The organism is Streptomyces sp. NPDC107562 (assembly GCF_055657325.1).
Genome location: NZ_JBVKBE010000003.1, coordinates 295,553 through 311,316, shown reverse-complemented (window position 1 = coordinate 311,316; position 15,764 = coordinate 295,553). Strand labels below are relative to the sequence as shown.

Here is a 15,764-nt window from a genome sequence, read left to right as displayed (position 1 = left end):
CCGGCCCGGGGGTATTCCGAGGCGCTGTGGTGTGTGACATATTACTGACGTGACCAAGTCGCTGACCTGCGATGTCGTGGTTGTGGGGGCCGGTATGGTGGGCGCTGCCTGCGCCTTCCACGCGGCACGGGCAGGCCTCGCCGTGACGCTCGTCGACCGGGGCCCCGTCGCCGGCGGCACCACCGGCGCAGGCGAGGGCAACGTCCTCGTCTCCGACAAGGAACCAGGCCCCGAGCTCGCGCTCGCGCTGCTCTCCACGCGGTTGTGGGCAGGGCTCGCGAAGGAGTTCGGCACGGCGATCGAGTACGAGGCCAAGGGCGGCGTGGTCGTCGCCTCCTCGGCCGCGGGCCGCGAAGCCCTGGAGAGGTTCGCGACCGCCCAGCGCGCCGCCGGTGTCGAGGCCGTGCCCGTCGACGAGCGGCAGCTCCAGGAGCTGGAGCCGCACCTCGCGCCCGGCCTCCCGGGCGGCATGCACTATCCGCAGGACGCCCAGGTCATGCCCGCCCTGGCCGCCGCGCACCTCGTACGGGCCTCCCGCGCGCGGCTGGAGACCGGCCGGACCGTGACCGCCGTACTGCGCGGCCCCGGCGGCGCCGTGCGCGGGGTACGTACCGACCGGGGCGACATCCACGCGCCCGCCGTCGTGAACGCCGCCGGGACCTGGGGCGGCGAGGTCGCCGCGCTGGCCGGGGTCCACCTGCCCGTCCTCCCCCGCCGCGGGTTCGTCCTGGTCACCGAGCCGCTGCCGCGCCTGGTACGGCACAAGGTGTACGCCGCCGACTACGTGGCCGACGTGGCCAGCGACTCGGCGGCGCTGCAGACCTCGCCGGTCGTCGAGGGCACGGCGGCAGGGCCGGTCCTGATCGGCGCCAGCCGCGAACGGGTCGGGTTCGACCGGTCCTTCTCGCTGCCGGTGGTGCGGGAGCTGGCGGCCGGCGCGGTCCGGCTGTTCCCGTTCCTCGGGCGGGCGCGGGCCATGCGGACGTACGCCGGTTTCCGCCCCTACCTCCCCGACCACCTGCCCGCCGTCGGGCCCGATCCGCGGGTGCCGGGACTGCTGCACGCCTGCGGGCACGAGGGCGCGGGCATCGGGCTGGCGACCGGGACCGGGCACCTGCTCGCCCAGGTGCTGACCGGACAGGTCCCTGAGCTGGACCTGGCGCCCTTCCGCCCGGACCGGTTCGAGGAGGAGGCCCCATGACGCGCTTCGAGAAGCACCCGCCGAACGGGGTGCGAGGGCAACGGCCCTCGAATCCGCTGGAGTTGGCCGACGCCCGGCCCGGACCCGCCGCCACGCTCACCTTCGACGGGCGTGAGATCGAGGCGCTGCCCGGGCAGACGCTCGCCGCCGCGCTGTGGGCGGCCGGTGTCACCTCCTGGCGCACCACCCGGGGTGCCGGACGACCGCGCGGGGTGTTCTGCGGGATCGGCGTCTGCTTCGACTGCCTGGTGACCGTCAACGGCCGCCCCAATCTGCGCGCCTGCCTCGTTCCGGCGCGGCCGGGCGACACGATCCGCACGCAGGAAGGGACGGGGCACGATGACTGAACACCCCCGCCTCGCCGTGATCGGCGCGGGCCCGGCAGGGCTCGCGGCGGCGCTCGCGGCGGCCGCCGCGGGCGTGCGCGTCACCCTCGTCGACTCCGCCCCCGACGCGGGCGGCCAGTTCTACCGGCAGCCCGCGTCCGGACTCGGCGCGCGCCGCCCGCAGGCGCTGCACCACCACTGGCGCACCTGGCGGCGGCTGCGCGAGGGCCTGGACCGGCAGCTCGCCGCGGGCACCGTCGTGCATCTGCCGGACCATCACGTCTGGTGCGTGGAGCGGCACGCGGACGGTCTGACGGTGCACGCGTTGCTCGGGCCGCTCCAGGAGGAGGGGGTCGCGGTCGACGCCGACGCGGTCGTCCTCGCCACCGGCGGCTACGAGACGGTGCTGCCCTTCCCCGGCTGGACCCTGCCCGGCGTGGTCACCGCGGGCGGCGCGCAGGCCATGCTCAAGTCCGGGCTCGTGCTGCCCGGCCGCACCGCCGTGGTGGCCGGGACCGGACCGCTGCTGCTGCCCGTCGCGACCGGGCTGGCCGCGGCGGGCGCACGGGTCGCCGCACTGGTCGAGCACAGCGGACCGGGCGCCCTCGCACGGCACTCCCGGGCGCTCGCCGCCCGGCCGGCCAAGCTCGCCGAGGGGGCCGGGTACGCCGCCCGGCTGCTGCGCCGGCGGATCCCCGTGCTGGCCCGCCACACGGTGGTCGAGGCGCACGGCGACCAGCGGCTGGAGGCCGTGACGGTCGCCGCCCTGGACGCCGGGGGCCGGGTCCGGCCGGGCTCCCGGCGCCGCGTCGCGTGCGACACGCTCGCCGTCGGCCACGGCATGCTGCCGCACACCGATCTGGCCGCCACCCTGGGCTGCCGCCTCGACGGGGTCGCCGTGCACGTGGACGACGAGCAGCGCACGGACGTGCCCGGCGTGTGGGCGGCGGGCGAGGCCACCGGCGTCGGCGGCGCGGACCTCGCGCTCGCCGAGGGGCACATCGCCGGGCGCTCGGCCGCCGCGCGCCTGACCGGCCTGCCGCCCGACGCCCGGACGTGGAGCGCGGCGGCGCGGAGCAGGGCCGCGCTGCGCCGGTTCTCCGCCGCGCTCGACGCGGTCTACGCGCCGCCCGCGCGCTGGGCCGAGCAGGTCGGCGACGACACCCTGGTCTGCCGGTGCGAGGAGGTCCCGGTGTCCGCCGTGCGGGCGGCCACCGGCGAGCTCGGCGCCGGGGACGTGCGGACCGTGAAGCTGCTCACCCGCGCCGGCATGGGCTGGTGCCAGGGCCGGATGTGCGCGACGGCGGTCGCCGCGCTCGCCGGCTGTCCCCCGACCCCCGCCCGCACCCCGTTCGCCCGGCCGGTACCCCTCGGCGTGCTCGCCGGACAGGATCCCCCGGCAGGAACCGCGCCCCCACCCTTCGACACCCCGGACGGAAAGGACCCTCATGACGACTGACCGGCACCGCCCCTGGCGTGGCGTCCTCGTCGCCACCGCGCTCCCGCTCACCGCCGATCTGGCCGTCGACCACGACGCCTTCGCCGAGCACTGCGCCTGGCTCGTCGCGAACGGCTGCGACGGCGTCGTACCGAACGGCTCGCTCGGCGAGTACCAGGTGCTCACGCCCGAGGAACGCGTCAGGGTCGTGGAGACCGCCGTCGCCGCGGTCGGGGGCGAGCGGGTGATGCCCGGGGTCGCCGCCTACGGCGCCGTGGAGGCCCGGCGCTGGGCCGAGCGGGCGGCCGAGGCGGGGTGCGGCGCCGTGATGCTGCTGCCGCCCAACGCCTACCGGGCCGACGAGCGGTCGGTCCTCGCCCACTACGCCGAGGTGGCCCGCGCGGGGCTGCCGGTGGTGGCGTACAACAACCCGATCGACACCAAGGTCGACCTCGTGCCGGAACTGCTCGCCCGGCTGCACGGGGAGGGGCACGTGCAGGGCGTCAAGGAGTTCTCCGGCGACGTGCGGCGCGCGTACCGCATCGCCGAACTCGCCCCGGAGCTGGACCTGCTGATCGGCGCCGACGACGTCGCGCTGGAGCTGGCGATCGCGGGCGCCAAGGGCTGGGTGGCCGGGTACCCGAACGCGCTGCCGAGGTCCTCGGTGGAGTTCTACCGGGCGGCGGTGGCCGGTGACCTGGTGACCGCGCTGCCGCTGTACCGGCAGTTGCATCCGCTGCTGCGCTGGGACTCACGGGTGGAGTTCGTGCAGGCCATCAAGTTGTCGATGGACATCGCCGGTCGGTACGGCGGCCCGTGCCGGCCCCCGCGTGTGCCGCTGGCGCCGGAACAGGAGGCGGCGGTGCGGGCGGCGACGGAGAAGGCCCTCGCCGCGGGCCTCGGATAAGGAGACGGACCGTCATGCGCAGCACACTCGTCCTGCACGCCGTCGACTCGCACACCGAGGGCATGCCCACCCGCGTGATCACCGGCGGGATCGGCCCGGTACCCGGCGCGACGATGAACGAGCGGCGGCTGTACTTCCGTGAACACCGCGACGACGTCAAGCGGTTGCTGATGAACGAGCCGCGCGGTCATGCCGCGATGAGCGGCGCGATCCTCCAGCCGCCCACCCGCCCCGACTGCGACTGGGGCGTCCTGTTCATCGAGGTCTCCGGCTATCTGCCGATGTGCGGGCACGGCACGATCGGCGTGGCGACCGTGCTCGTGGAGACCGGGATGGTCGAGGTCACCGAGCCGGTCACCACCATCCGCCTGGACACCCCCGCGGGCCTCGTGGTCGCCGAGGTGGCCGTCGAGGGCGGCGCGGCGAGGAACGTCACCCTGCGCAACGTGCCGTCGTTCGCGGTGGGCCTCGACCGCAAGGCCACGCTCGCCGACGGGCGCACGGTGACGTACGACCTCGCCTACGGCGGGAACTTCTACGCCGTCCTGCCGCTCGCGGAGTTCGGCCTGCCCTTCGAACGGTCCCGCAAGGACGACATCCTGAAGGCGGGACTGGCGCTCATGGCGGCCGTCAACGCCGAGGAGGAGCCGGTCCACCCCGAGGACCCGTCGATCCACGGCCTGCACCACGTCCACCTGCTCGCCCCGGACGCCACCGCCCGTCACTCACGTCACGCGATGGCGATCCATCCCGGCTGGTTCGACCGCTCGCCCTGCGGTACGGGCACCAGCGCGCGCATGGCGCAGCTGCACGCCCGCGGTGAACTGCCCCTGCACACCGAGTTCGTCAACGAGTCCTTCATCGGCACCCACTTCACCGGCCGGCTGCTCGGGACCACGGAGGTGGCCGGGCTCCCGGCGGTGCTGCCGAGCTTCACCGGGCGCGCGTGGATCACGGGCACGGCCCAGTACCTGCTGGATCCCACGGACCCGTTCCCGGCCGGCTTCGTGCTGTGAGGAACCATGTCAGGCACCACGTCGTACGGAAACCGAGGAGCCACCCCATGACGGCGCCGCCCTCCAGCCTCCCCACGCTCGGCGGCAGGAGGAGCAGTTACCGCGAGCGGGTCGCCGACGCCCTGCGGGCCGCGCTGGTCGCCGGTGAACTGCGCACCGGGGAGGTCTACTCGGCGCCCACGCTCGCCGCGCGCTTCGGGGTCTCCGCGACGCCGGTGCGCGAGGCGATGCTGGACCTGGCCAAGGAGGGCCTGGTCGACACGGTCCCCAACAAGGGCTTCCGGGTCACGGCCGTCTCGGAGAAGCAGCTCGACGAGTACACGCACGTGCGCGCGCTGATCGAGATCCCCACCACGGCCCGGCTGGCCCGCACGGCGGACCCGGTGGCGCTGGCGGCGCTGCGTCCGGTGGCCGAGGAGATCGTCGCCGCGGCCGTGGCCGGCGACCTGATCGCCTACGTCGAGGCCGATGTGCGCTTCCACCTCGGGCTGTTGTCCCTCGCGGGCAACGAGCACCTCGTCGAGGTGGTCCGCGACCTGCGCCGCCGCGCCCGGCTCTACGGCCTGACCGCGCTGGCCGAACAAGGCCGCCTCCAGGCGTCGGCCGAGGAGCACCTGGAGCTCCTCGACGCCCTCCTCGCGCGCGACGAGGAGTCGGTCCGCGCCGTCATGACCCGCCATCTGAGCCATGTCCGGGGCATGTGGGCGGCTCCGGACCCGGCGGCACCCCGTCCGGCCCCCGCCCAGGACCCGGCACCCGTGCCCACGCCACCCGGGTGAAGGGCGTCACACCGCCGCGTAGTACGGAATCCGTCGCCTCATCAAGGCTCACCCGGAGAGGGCAAGGTCACAGCCGCGCCCTCTGCTGCTCCTTTGTCCCCCTGGCCTAGCATCCGAGCATGACGGTCCTGCCCGACGACGGGCTTTCCCTGGCCGCCGAGTTCTCCGACGCGACCCGTGAGCAGTGGCAGCGCCTTGTGGCGGGCGTACTGCGCAAGTCGGGCAAGGACGTCGAGGGCGCGGCCGCCGAGGACGCCCTGGCCACCACGCTGGAGGACGGACTCCGAGTCCGGCCCCTGTACACCGCCCACGACGCGGCGCCGGAGTCCGGCTTCCCCGGTTTCGCGCCCTTTGTGCGCAGCGCCCGGGCCGAGGGGAACACCCTCGGCGGCTGGGACGTGCGGCAGCGGCACGCGAGCGCCGACGGCGCCGCGGTGCTGGCCGACCTGGAGAACGGCGTCACCTCCCTCTGGCTGGTCGCCGGCGAGGGCGGCCTGCCGGTGTCGTCGCTGGGTCAGGTCCTCGACGGCGTCTACCTCGACCTGGCACCCGTCGTCCTGGACGCCGGACGCGACGTCGCGGACGCGGCGAAGGAGTTGCTGCGCCTGTACGAGGAGCGGGGCGTCGCCCCCGAGGCGGCGCGCGGCAACCTCGGCGCCGACCCGCTGGGCCACGAGGCCCGTACGGGGCGGAGTGACGACTTCACCGTCGTGGCGGGGCTCGCGCGGCGCTGCGCCGAGGAGTACCCAGGGCTGCGGGCGCTCACCGTGGACGCGCTGCCGTACCACGAGGCGGGCGGCTCGGCCGCGCAGGAACTGGGGTGCTCGCTGGCGACCGGTGTCGCCTACCTGCGGGCGCTGACCGAGGCGGGCCTGAGCATCGAGCAGGCCTGCGGACAGCTGGAGTTCCGGTACGCGGCCACCGCCGACCAGTTCCTGACGATCGCCAAACTGCGCGCGGCGCGCCGGCTGTGGGCGCGGGTCGCCGAGGTGTGCGGCGGTCCGGGCGCCCAGGTGCAGCACGTCGTGACCTCGCCGGTGATGATGACGCGCCGCGACCCGTGGGTGAACATGCTGCGCACCACCGTGGCCACGCTGGCGGCCGGCGTCGGGGGCGCCGACGCCGTGACCGTGCTGCCGTTCGACCACGCGCTCGGCCTGCCGGACGCGTTCGCACGCCGTATCGCCCGCAACACCTCCACGATCCTGATCGAGGAGTCGCACCTGTCCCGGGTGATCGACCCGGCGGGCGGTTCCTGGTACGTGGAGCGGCTGACCGACGAACTCGCCCACGCGGGCTGGGAGTTCTTCCAGGACATCGAGCGCGCGGGCGGCCAGGCGGCCGCCCTGCGGTCGGGAACGGTCCGCGAGCGGCTGGCCGAGACCTGGGCGGCACGGAGCGCGAAGCTCGCCAAGCGGCGTGAACCCGTCACCGGCGTCAGCGAGTTCCCGCACCTGGCCGAGAAGCCCGTCGTGCGCGAACCGGCCCCCGAGCCGCCCTCCGGCGGCCTGCCCCGCGTACGCCGCGACGACGCCTACGAGGCGCTGCGCGCGCGGTCCGACGCCCATCTCGCGGCCACCGGCTCGCGCCCGCGGATCTACCTCGCCACCCTCGGCCCGGCCGCCGCGCACACCGCGCGCGCCGGCTTCGCCGCGAACCTCTTCCAGGCGGGCGGCATCGAGCCCGTCACCGAGGGCACCTTCGAGGAGAGCGGGGCGAGCGAGGCCTGCCTGTGCTCCAGCGACGAGCTGTACGCGGAGCAGGCCGAGGCCCGCGCCCGGGAGCTGACGGCGGCGGGCGCCACGCAGGTGCTGCTCGCGGGACGGCCGGGGCAGTACGCGGGTGTCGGCGGTTACGTCTTCGCGGGCTGCGACGCGATCGCCGTGCTCTCCGCGACCCTCGACCGGATGGGAGTGTCCTGATGTCCTTCCCCGACTTCTCCGGGATCGAACTGGGGACCCCGGTCGCCGACGGGGCCGCCGACGAGTGGCGCTCGGCGGTGAAGAAGGCGGCGGGCGGTGACGACCTGCTCTGGGAGACCCCGGAGGGCATCGCGGTCAAGCCGCTCTACACCGGGCAGGACCTGGAGGGCCTGGACTTCCTGGACACCTACCCGGGCATCGCCCCGTATCTGCGCGGCCCCTACCCGACGATGTACGTCAACCAGCCCTGGACCATCCGCCAGTACGCGGGCTTCTCCACCGCAGAGGAGTCCAACGCGTTCTACCGGCGCAACCTGGCGGCCGGTCAGAAGGGCCTGTCGGTCGCCTTCGACCTGCCCACGCACCGCGGCTACGACAGCGACCACCCGAGGGTGACCGGCGACGTCGGCATGGCGGGCGTGGCGATCGACTCGATCTACGACATGCGCCGGCTCTTCGACGGCATCCCGCTGGACCGGATGACCGTGTCGATGACGATGAACGGCGCGGTGCTGCCGGTGCTCGCGCTGTACATCGTCGCCGCGGAGGAACAGGGCGTACCGCCCGAGAAGCTGGCCGGGACCATCCAGAACGACATCCTCAAGGAGTTCATGGTCCGCAACACCTACATCTATCCGCCGAAGCCGTCGATGCGGATCATCTCCGACATCTTCGCCTTCACCTCCCGGCGGATGCCCCGCTACAACTCCATCTCCATCTCCGGCTACCACATCCAGGAGGCGGGCGCGACGGCCGACCTGGAGCTGGCGTACACCCTCGCGGACGGCGTGGAGTACATCCGGGCAGGCCGGGAGGCGGGTCTTGACGTGGACGCGTTCGCGCCGCGGCTGTCCTTCTTCTGGGCGATCGGCATGAACTTCTTCATGGAGGTCGCCAAGCTGCGCGCGGCCCGGCTGCTGTGGGCCAGGCTGGTCAGGCAGTTCGACCCGCAGAACACCAAGTCCCTGTCCCTGCGGACGCATTCGCAGACCTCCGGCTGGTCGCTGACGGCCCAGGACGTGTTCAACAACGTCACGCGTACCTGCGTGGAGGCGATGGCCGCCACCCAGGGCCACACCCAGTCGCTGCACACCAACGCGCTCGACGAGGCGCTCGCGCTGCCCACCGACTTCTCGGCCCGGATCGCCCGCAACACCCAGCTGCTCATCCAGCAGGAGTCCGGCACCACCCGCGTCATCGACCCGTGGGGCGGCAGCGCCTACGTCGAGAAGCTGACGTACGACCTCGCCCGCAAGGCCTGGCAGCACATCCAGGAGGTGGAGGCGGCGGGCGGCATGGCCAAGGCGATCGACGCCGGCATCCCCAAGCTGCGCATCGAGGAGGCCGCGGCACGCACCCAGGCCCGGATCGACTCCGGGCGGCAGCCGGTGATCGGCGTCAACAAGTACCGCGTCGACAGCGACGAGCAGATCGAGGTGCTCAAGGTCGACAACTCCTCGGTGCGCGCCCAGCAGATCGAGAAGCTGCGCCGGCTGCGCGCGGAGCGCGACGAGACCGCCTGCCGCGACGCGCTGGACGCGCTGACCCGGGCCGCCGGCGGCGACGGCAACCTGCTGGAGCTGGCCGTGCACGCGGCCCGCGCGAAGGCCACCGTCGGGGAGATCTCGGATGCCCTGGAGAAGGTGTACGGGCGGCACGCGAGCCAGATCCGTACGATCTCCGGCGTGTACCGCAACGAAGCCGGCGAGTCCCCGTCCGTCGACCGCACCCGCGTCCTCGTGGACGCGTTCGAGGAGGCGGAGGGCCGCCGCCCGCGCATCCTGGTCGCCAAGATGGGCCAGGACGGGCACGACCGCGGCCAGAAGGTGATCGCGACCGCCTTCGCCGACCTCGGCTTCGACGTCGACGTCGGCCCGCTGTTCCAGACGCCCGCCGAGGTCGCCCGCCAGGCGGTCGAGGCGGATGTGCACATCGTGGGGGTGTCCTCGCTGGCCGCCGGCCATCTCACCCTCGTACCGGCGCTGCGCGAGCAGCTCGCCGAGGAGGGCCGCGAGGACATCATGATCGTCGTCGGCGGGGTGATCCCGCCGCAGGACGTGCCGACCCTGCTGGAGATGGGCGCGGCGGCCGTGTTCCCGCCCGGGACGGTGATCCCTGACGCGGCCCACGACCTGGTGCGACGGCTGGCGGCGGGCCTCGGGCACGCGCGGTGATCGACGTCGACGCGTATGTGAAGGGCGTGCTCGACGGGAAGCGGGCGCTCGTGGCACGCGCGATCACACTCGTCGAGTCCACCCGGCCGCAGCACCGGGCGCTGGCCCAGGAGATGCTGACCGAGCTGCTGCCCCACAGCGGGAAGGCGCGGCGCATCGGCGTCAGCGGGGTGCCGGGGGTCGGCAAGTCGACGTTCATCGACGCCTTCGGCACCCTGCTGACCGCCCTCGGCCACCGGGTCGCCGTGCTCGCCGTCGACCCGTCGTCGACCCGGACGGGCGGCTCGATCCTGGGCGACAAGACGCGGATGGAGCGGCTGGCCGTCGACCCGGCGGCCTTCGTGCGCCCCTCCCCCACGGCCGGCACGCTCGGCGGTGTCGCCAAGGCGACCCGCGAGTCGATCGTGGTGATGGAGGCGGCGGGCTACGACGTGGTCCTCGTCGAGACGGTCGGCGTCGGCCAGTCCGAGACGGCCGTCGCCGACATGGTCGACTCGTTCCTGCTGCTGACCCTCGCCCGCACCGGCGACCAGCTCCAGGGCATCAAGAAGGGCGTGCTGGAGCTGGCCGACGTGCTCGCCGTGAACAAGGCGGACGGCCCGCACGAGCGGGACGCCCGCGCGGCCGCCCGTGAGCTGTCGGGCGCCCTGCGGCTGATGCACGGCAAGGACGCCTTCTGGACGCCGCCCGTGCTGCACTGCAGCGCCCGCGAGTCGACCGGTCTGGACACGGTCTGGGAGCGCCTCGAACAGCACCGCTCGCTGCTCGACTCCACGGGCCGGCTCGCCGCGAAGCGCCGCGATCAGCAGGTGGACTGGACGTGGACGATGGTCCGTGACGACCTGCTGGGCAGACTGCACGCCCACCCGGCCGTCCGCACGCTCGCCCCGGACCTGGAGCGTCAGGTCCGGGGCGGCGAGGTGACGGCGACCCTGGCGGCGGAGCGCATCCTGCGGGCGTTCGGGGGCGACACGGAAGACCCGGCCCCACCGTCGCGGTGAGACCGGGCCCGTGGTCGTCGCCTACGCCTCGTCGGGCGCCAGGCGCAGCGAGATGCTGTTGATGCAGTAGCGCTGGTCCGTCGGCGTCGGATACCCCTCGCCTTCGAACACGTGTCCGAGATGAGATCCGCAGCGGGAACACAGCACCTCGGTGCGCACCATGCCGTGCGAGCGGTCCTGCACCAGTTCCACCGCGTCGCTGTCCTTGGGGTCGTAGAAGGACGGCCAGCCGCAGTGCGACTCGAACTTGGTGTTCGAGGTGAACAGCTCGGCGCCGCAGGCGCGGCACGAGTACACGCCCTTGGTCTTGGTGTCGGTGTACTCACCGGTGAACGCGGGTTCCGTCGCGGCCTGGCGCAGCACGGCGTACTCGGCCGGCGTCAGTTCCACGCGCCACTGCTCGTCCGGCTTCTCGACGTCGTACGACATGGGTGTCAGCCCCTTACTTCGACAGGCGGTCCAAGATGCGCGGTCCGAGGTCGGTGACATCGCCCGCGCCCATGGTGAGAACCAGATCGCCCGGTCCCGACATTCCCGCCACCGCTTCGGGCACCTCGTCCTTGGCGTGCACGGCGGTGACGTCGGCGCCCGCGGCCCGTGCCGCCTCGATGATCAGCTCGCTGGTGACACCCGGGATCGGGTCCTCACGGGCCGGGTAGATGTCCAGCACCACGGAGGCGTCCGCGAGGGCGAGCGCCTGGCCCATCTCCGTGCCCAGCTCCTGCGTCCGCGAGAACAGGTGCGGCTGGAAGACCACCAGGATCCGCGCGTCACCGCCGGCCGCCCGCATCGCCTCCAGGTCCGCGGTCATCTCGGTCGGGTGGTGGGCGTAGGAGTCGATCACCTGGACCCCGGCCGCCTCGCCCTTCAGCTGCAGCCGTCGCTTCACCCCGGTGTACGCCGCCAGCGCCGACGCCAGGTCCGCCGCCGGGACCCCGAGGGCCACGCCCGCCACGAGCGCCGCGACCGCGTTGTGGGCGTAGTGCCGGCCGGGGACGGAGACCGTGAAGGTGAGCTCCTGGTCCTCCAGCAGGACGGTGACCTCGCTCTTCAGCCCCTGCGGCACGACCGACAGCACCCGCACGTCGGCGTCGTCCGCCGAGCCGTACGTCACGACCTTCACACCCGAGGCCGCGACGCGCCGCGTCAGCTCCCGCGCGCCCTCCTGGTCCGCCGAGACCACCAGCGTGCCGCCGGGCACGATCCGGCCGGTGAAGGTCTCGAAGGACTCGTGGATCTCGTCCATCGAGGCGTAGTTGGCGTGGTGGTCGAGCTCGACGTTGAGCACGATCGCGACCTCGGGAGCGTACTTGTGGAAGCTGCGGTCGCTCTCGTCCGCCTCGGCCACGAAGATGTCACCGTCGCCGTGCAGCGCGTTGGAGCCCGGTGCGTCGAGGTCCCCTCCGATCGCGTACGACGGCCGCAGACCGAGCGCGGACAGCGAGACGGCCAGCATCGAGGTGGTCGTGGTCTTGCCGTGCGTACCGGCGACGGCGATCGGCCGCAGCCCCTCCATCAGGGCGGCCAGCGCGTCGGACCGGTGCACCACCGGCACGCCCAGCTCGGCCGCGCGGGCCAGCTCCGGGTTGTCGGACCTGATCGCCGAGGACACCACGACACAGCTGGCGTCGTCCGCGAGGTGCTCCGCCGCGTGCCCGATGTGCACGGTGGCGCCCAGCGCCCGCAGCGCTTCGACGGTCGCCGACTCCTTGGCGTCACTGCCGGCGACCTTGGCCCCGCGCTGCGCCAGAATCTTCGCGATACCGGACATCCCGGCCCCACCGATACCGATGAAGTGCGGTCGGTCCATGGCGGCAGGAAGGGCGGGTGCCATGCGTGTTCTCCCCAAGATCCGGTACGACGATCAGCGCGCCCCGACGGGGAAGCGCGCCCCCAGCCTATTGCGTGCGGCGCTAGGCGCCCGGCAAGGGGGCGGCACCCCCACGCCGCACGCGTGACGTGACAGGCCACGATCCGCCGGACGGCCCCTAGGCCTTGCTGTGCGAGAACAGCTTCAGTACCGGCACCCCCACCTTGTGCCGCGCGCGCGAGGCCCAGTCCCGGTGGAAGAACTCCTCCACGTAGTGGGGGTCCGTCAGGACGATCACCTCGTCGGCGCCGACCTCCTCCACCACGCCCTTGAGCGCGTCGAGCGGATGGTCCTCGATCAGCCGGCCCTCCGCCGCGCTGCCGGAGGCCCGCAGTGCCTGCAAGGACACGTCCAGCGCCCGCCGGCCCTCCCCTCTGGCCGCCTCCCCCTCCGGTGTCTCGCCCTCGCGCGCCGCCTCGTCGAGCTCGCCGAGCGCGAGGTCGTCGATGGCCCGCAGCAGGCGGTCCGCCTGCTCACCGCGCGGCTGGAGCAGTACGTGGAAGGCCACCGGCTCGTCCCCGTGCAAGGTGGTGACGAACTCCACGTCGGCGGACGTGAGGGCCTTCTCGATCATCAAAACGCTTGTGAACACCAGGCGCCCCTTCTCCTCCGAGGGCCTCTCGGCCCTCCGTCCTCCATCGGCCGTCCGGCCCTGCGGAAACCATCCTGCCCCGTGATCGCGCCGGTAGTGCGCGTCCCGGCGTGCCCGTCGCGGGTCAAGCGGAACAACACATTCCGTCGATCTCACGACCGACGGTAACGGGTGAACAGAAAACCGGCCTCTTCCAGCAAGGACGCCAGTTCGAACCGCTGCGGCACCGCGATCGCCGGCCCGCCGGCGATCCGCTGGGCGCTCCCGGCCGCGAGCATCGGCGAGACGGTCAGGCAGAGCTCGTCGAGCACTCCGGCCGCCACCAGCTGCCCCAGCAGCCGCGGCCCGCCCTCGGTGAGCAGCCGGGTGTGACCGAGCGCGGCGAGCGCCCGTACGGCCCGTGCGGGCTCCACGCCGACGCCGTCCCCGGCGACCACCACCCGCACCCCGGCCTTCTTGGCCGCGGCGACCCGCTCCGGCGCCGCGGCCGCTCCGGTGAGGATCAGTGTGGGCACCACCGGAGAGGTGAACAGCGGCAGCGAGAAGTCCAGGTCCAGGCCGGCGCTGACGACCGCGATCGCGGGCACGGGTTCCTGTCCGGCCGCCGCGCGCGCCGCCGCGAACTCGGCGCGCACGCGTGCCGGGCGGTACCCCTCCTGGCGGACCGTTTCCGCACCGACCATCACGACGTCCGCCAGCGCCCGCAGCGTGCCGAAGATCCGCATGTCGGTGGCGTTGGAGATGGGCTGCGACTTCCCGTCGTGCTGGGCGGCCCCGTCGAGCGTGGAGACCATGTTGGCCCGCAGCCAGGGGACCGCCTCCCCGGCCCGCTGCTGCGGGTAGGCGTAGGCCTGTGCCAGCTCCGCGAGGTCCCACTCACGTCCGGCCGGATCCGCTGTCGTGTCGGTCACGGGAAAGAGGCGTCGCATGCCGTGCAGTGTTCCACGCGGGCCGCGATCCGTCCGGGCCCGGTCGCTCACCCCGCGCCGGAACCGCCCCTGCCGCACCCTTTAGCATGGGTAAGCGTGTCCTCCTCCACCGCCGCCGGCCGAAGCCCCATAGCCGCCGAAGCCGCCCCCCTCTCCCTCTGCGCGCGGGAGCCGCACGTCCCCGCGGACCGCCTGGTGGCCGAGATGGTGCCCCCGCCCCGGTTCGACTCGGTGCGCTTCAGCACGTACATCCCGGACCCGAACCAGCCCAGTCAGAGCGAGGCGGTCGGGGCCCTGGAGGGCTTCGCGGCCGGCCTGGGCGCGGCCCCGGACACCGGCAGGCGGGGATTTCTCGGGTTCGGCAGGGCCAAGGCGCCCAAGGCTCCGGCCGGACCCCGCGGCGTCTACCTCGACGGCGGCTACGGCGTAGGCAAGACCCACCTCCTCGCCTCCCTCTGGCACGCGACCCCCGCAGAACCCGCCCGCAAGGCCTTCGGCACGTTCGTGGAGCTGACCAACCTGGTGGGCGCCCTCGGCTTCCAGCAGACCGTCCAGACGCTCTCCGGCCACCGTCTGCTGTGCATCGACGAGTTCGAGCTGGACGACCCGGGCGACACCGTCCTGGTCTCCACCCTGCTCGGCAAGCTGGTCGACGCGGGCGTCGCGCTCGCCGCGACCTCGAACACCCTGCCGGGCAAGCTCGGCGAGGGCCGGTTCGCGTCCGCCGACTTCCTGCGCGAGATCCAGGGCCTGTCGGCGCATTTCCGTGCCCTGCGCATCGACGGCGAGGACTACCGCCACCGCGGCCTGCCGCAGGCGCCGGCGCCGTTCACCGACGAGCAGGTGACGCGGGCCGCGCAGGTCACCGAGGGGGCCTCGCTCGACGCGTTCCCGCGACTGCTCGACCACCTCGCCCGCGTCCACCCCAGCCGGTACGGCGCGTTGACGGACGGCGTCACGGCGGTGTGCCTGACCGACGTGCGGCCCGTTCCCGACCAGTCGACGGCGCTGCGGCTCGTGGTGCTCGCGGACCGGCTCTACGACCGTGAAGTGCCCGTCCTGGCCTCGGGGTCGCCCTTCGACCAGCTGTTCAGCGAGGAGATGCTGAAGGGCGGGTACCGCAAGAAGTACTTCCGCGCCATCTCGCGGCTCACCGCGCTGGCCCGGGACGGGCAGCGGCTGACCGAGGACCGCTGACGCCACGCCGTCCCCCGCGTCAGAGGGACGGATCACGCCAGCTCAACCTCACTTTTGAGGCTCTCTTCCGCTCAAGACGCCGAGTTGACCCTGCAAACAACTTTGCAGGGTTAATGTCTTTCTTGACCAGCTGTTGACCAACCGTTGGTGTGGGCTAGAGGTGTGACCGAACCGGAGGGAGGCGTGATGTTCCTAGGTACGACGGTCCGGCTCCTGTGCACGGCCCCTGCCGCGGCTCCGCGCGCCCTGCCGTTCCCGGCACCTCACCCGCCCTTCGCAGCTGCGTACACGGCCCGTCACATCGAGGCCAAAGCTCGGTGCGGAGCGACGCGCTCCGGTGAGCGAATAGGCGAGGGGGCCGAACCCGACGCGGTCGTCCCCGGCGCCGCGTACGACCACGAGTCGAGACCCT

General features: G+C 73.4%; 14 protein-coding genes. 10 read left to right on the top strand and 4 right to left on the bottom strand.

From position 1 onward, the window contains the following. Positions 1-49: 49 nt before the first annotated feature. The 9 genes from ACZ7LV_RS11640 to meaB all read left to right on the top strand — a co-directional run bounded on the left by ACZ7LV_RS11640 (position 50) and on the right by meaB (position 10,764). Positions 50-1,201 (top strand): NAD(P)/FAD-dependent oxidoreductase, encoded by a 1,152-nt coding sequence (locus tag ACZ7LV_RS11640; protein WP_471938223.1) that lies wholly within the window; start codon positions 50-52, stop codon positions 1,199-1,201. Next, the gene (locus ACZ7LV_RS11635; RefSeq protein WP_471938221.1) at positions 1,198-1,548 is read left to right on the top strand and encodes a (2Fe-2S)-binding protein; all 351 of its coding nucleotides are present in this window, start codon (positions 1,198-1,200) and stop codon (positions 1,546-1,548) included. The genes ACZ7LV_RS11640 and ACZ7LV_RS11635 overlap by 4 nt, the downstream gene beginning before the upstream one ends. Continuing rightward, complete coding sequence (locus ACZ7LV_RS11630; RefSeq protein ID WP_471938219.1) at positions 1,541-2,986, top strand: FAD/NAD(P)-dependent oxidoreductase; 1,446 nt, start codon at positions 1,541-1,543, stop codon at positions 2,984-2,986. Before ACZ7LV_RS11635 ends, ACZ7LV_RS11630 begins: the two co-directional genes overlap by 8 nt. Continuing rightward, the gene (locus ACZ7LV_RS11625; protein WP_471938217.1) at positions 2,976-3,872 is read left to right on the top strand and encodes a dihydrodipicolinate synthase family protein; all 897 of its coding nucleotides are present in this window, start codon (positions 2,976-2,978) and stop codon (positions 3,870-3,872) included. Before ACZ7LV_RS11630 ends, ACZ7LV_RS11625 begins: the two co-directional genes overlap by 11 nt. Positions 3,873-3,886: 14 nt before the next feature. Next, positions 3,887-4,888 carry a proline racemase family protein gene (locus tag ACZ7LV_RS11620; RefSeq protein ID WP_471938215.1) on the top strand — a complete coding sequence of 334 codons (1,002 nt, stop codon included), beginning with the start codon at positions 3,887-3,889 and terminating at the stop codon, positions 4,886-4,888. A gap of 47 nt (positions 4,889-4,935) precedes the next feature. Further along, a complete protein-coding gene (locus tag ACZ7LV_RS11615; protein ID WP_471938213.1) occupies positions 4,936-5,667 on the top strand; it encodes a GntR family transcriptional regulator in 732 nt (243 codons plus the stop codon). 119 nt (positions 5,668-5,786) lie between these two features. Continuing rightward, positions 5,787-7,589 (top strand): methylmalonyl-CoA mutase family protein, encoded by a 1,803-nt coding sequence (locus ACZ7LV_RS11610; protein WP_471938211.1) that lies wholly within the window; start codon positions 5,787-5,789, stop codon positions 7,587-7,589. Then, the gene (scpA, locus tag ACZ7LV_RS11605; RefSeq protein ID WP_471938209.1) at positions 7,589-9,763 is read left to right on the top strand and encodes a methylmalonyl-CoA mutase; all 2,175 of its coding nucleotides are present in this window, start codon (positions 7,589-7,591) and stop codon (positions 9,761-9,763) included. Before ACZ7LV_RS11610 ends, scpA begins: the two co-directional genes overlap by 1 nt. Continuing rightward, positions 9,760-10,764 carry a methylmalonyl Co-A mutase-associated GTPase MeaB gene (gene meaB / locus ACZ7LV_RS11600; RefSeq protein ID WP_471938206.1) on the top strand — a complete coding sequence of 335 codons (1,005 nt, stop codon included), beginning with the start codon at positions 9,760-9,762 and terminating at the stop codon, positions 10,762-10,764. The genes scpA and meaB overlap by 4 nt, the downstream gene beginning before the upstream one ends. A 21-nt stretch (positions 10,765-10,785) precedes the next feature. Here the strand turns inward: meaB and msrB are convergent, their stop codons facing one another. From msrB to ACZ7LV_RS11580, 4 genes are all read right to left on the bottom strand, one after another. Next, complete coding sequence (gene msrB, locus ACZ7LV_RS11595; protein WP_471938204.1) at positions 10,786-11,193, bottom strand: peptide-methionine (R)-S-oxide reductase MsrB; 408 nt, start codon at positions 11,191-11,193, stop codon at positions 10,786-10,788. 13 nt (positions 11,194-11,206) lie between these two features. Beyond that, positions 11,207-12,598 (bottom strand): UDP-N-acetylmuramate--L-alanine ligase, encoded by a 1,392-nt coding sequence (murC, locus tag ACZ7LV_RS11590; protein WP_471938202.1) that lies wholly within the window; start codon positions 12,596-12,598, stop codon positions 11,207-11,209. A gap of 154 nt (positions 12,599-12,752) precedes the next feature. After that, positions 12,753-13,226, bottom strand: coding sequence for an indole-3-glycerol phosphate synthase (locus ACZ7LV_RS11585; RefSeq protein WP_471938200.1), 474 nt, complete (start codon positions 13,224-13,226; stop codon positions 12,753-12,755). A gap of 152 nt (positions 13,227-13,378) precedes the next feature. After that, positions 13,379-14,155, bottom strand: coding sequence for a pyrimidine reductase family protein (locus ACZ7LV_RS11580; protein WP_471938198.1), 777 nt, complete (start codon positions 14,153-14,155; stop codon positions 13,379-13,381). 96 nt (positions 14,156-14,251) lie between these two features. Here ACZ7LV_RS11580 and zapE point away from each other — a divergent pair, with 96 nt between their 5' ends. Continuing rightward, entirely contained in the window at positions 14,252-15,352 is a 1,101-nt protein-coding gene (gene zapE / locus ACZ7LV_RS11575; RefSeq protein ID WP_471938196.1) for a cell division protein ZapE, read from the top strand. Positions 15,353-15,764: the final 412 nt, after the last annotated feature.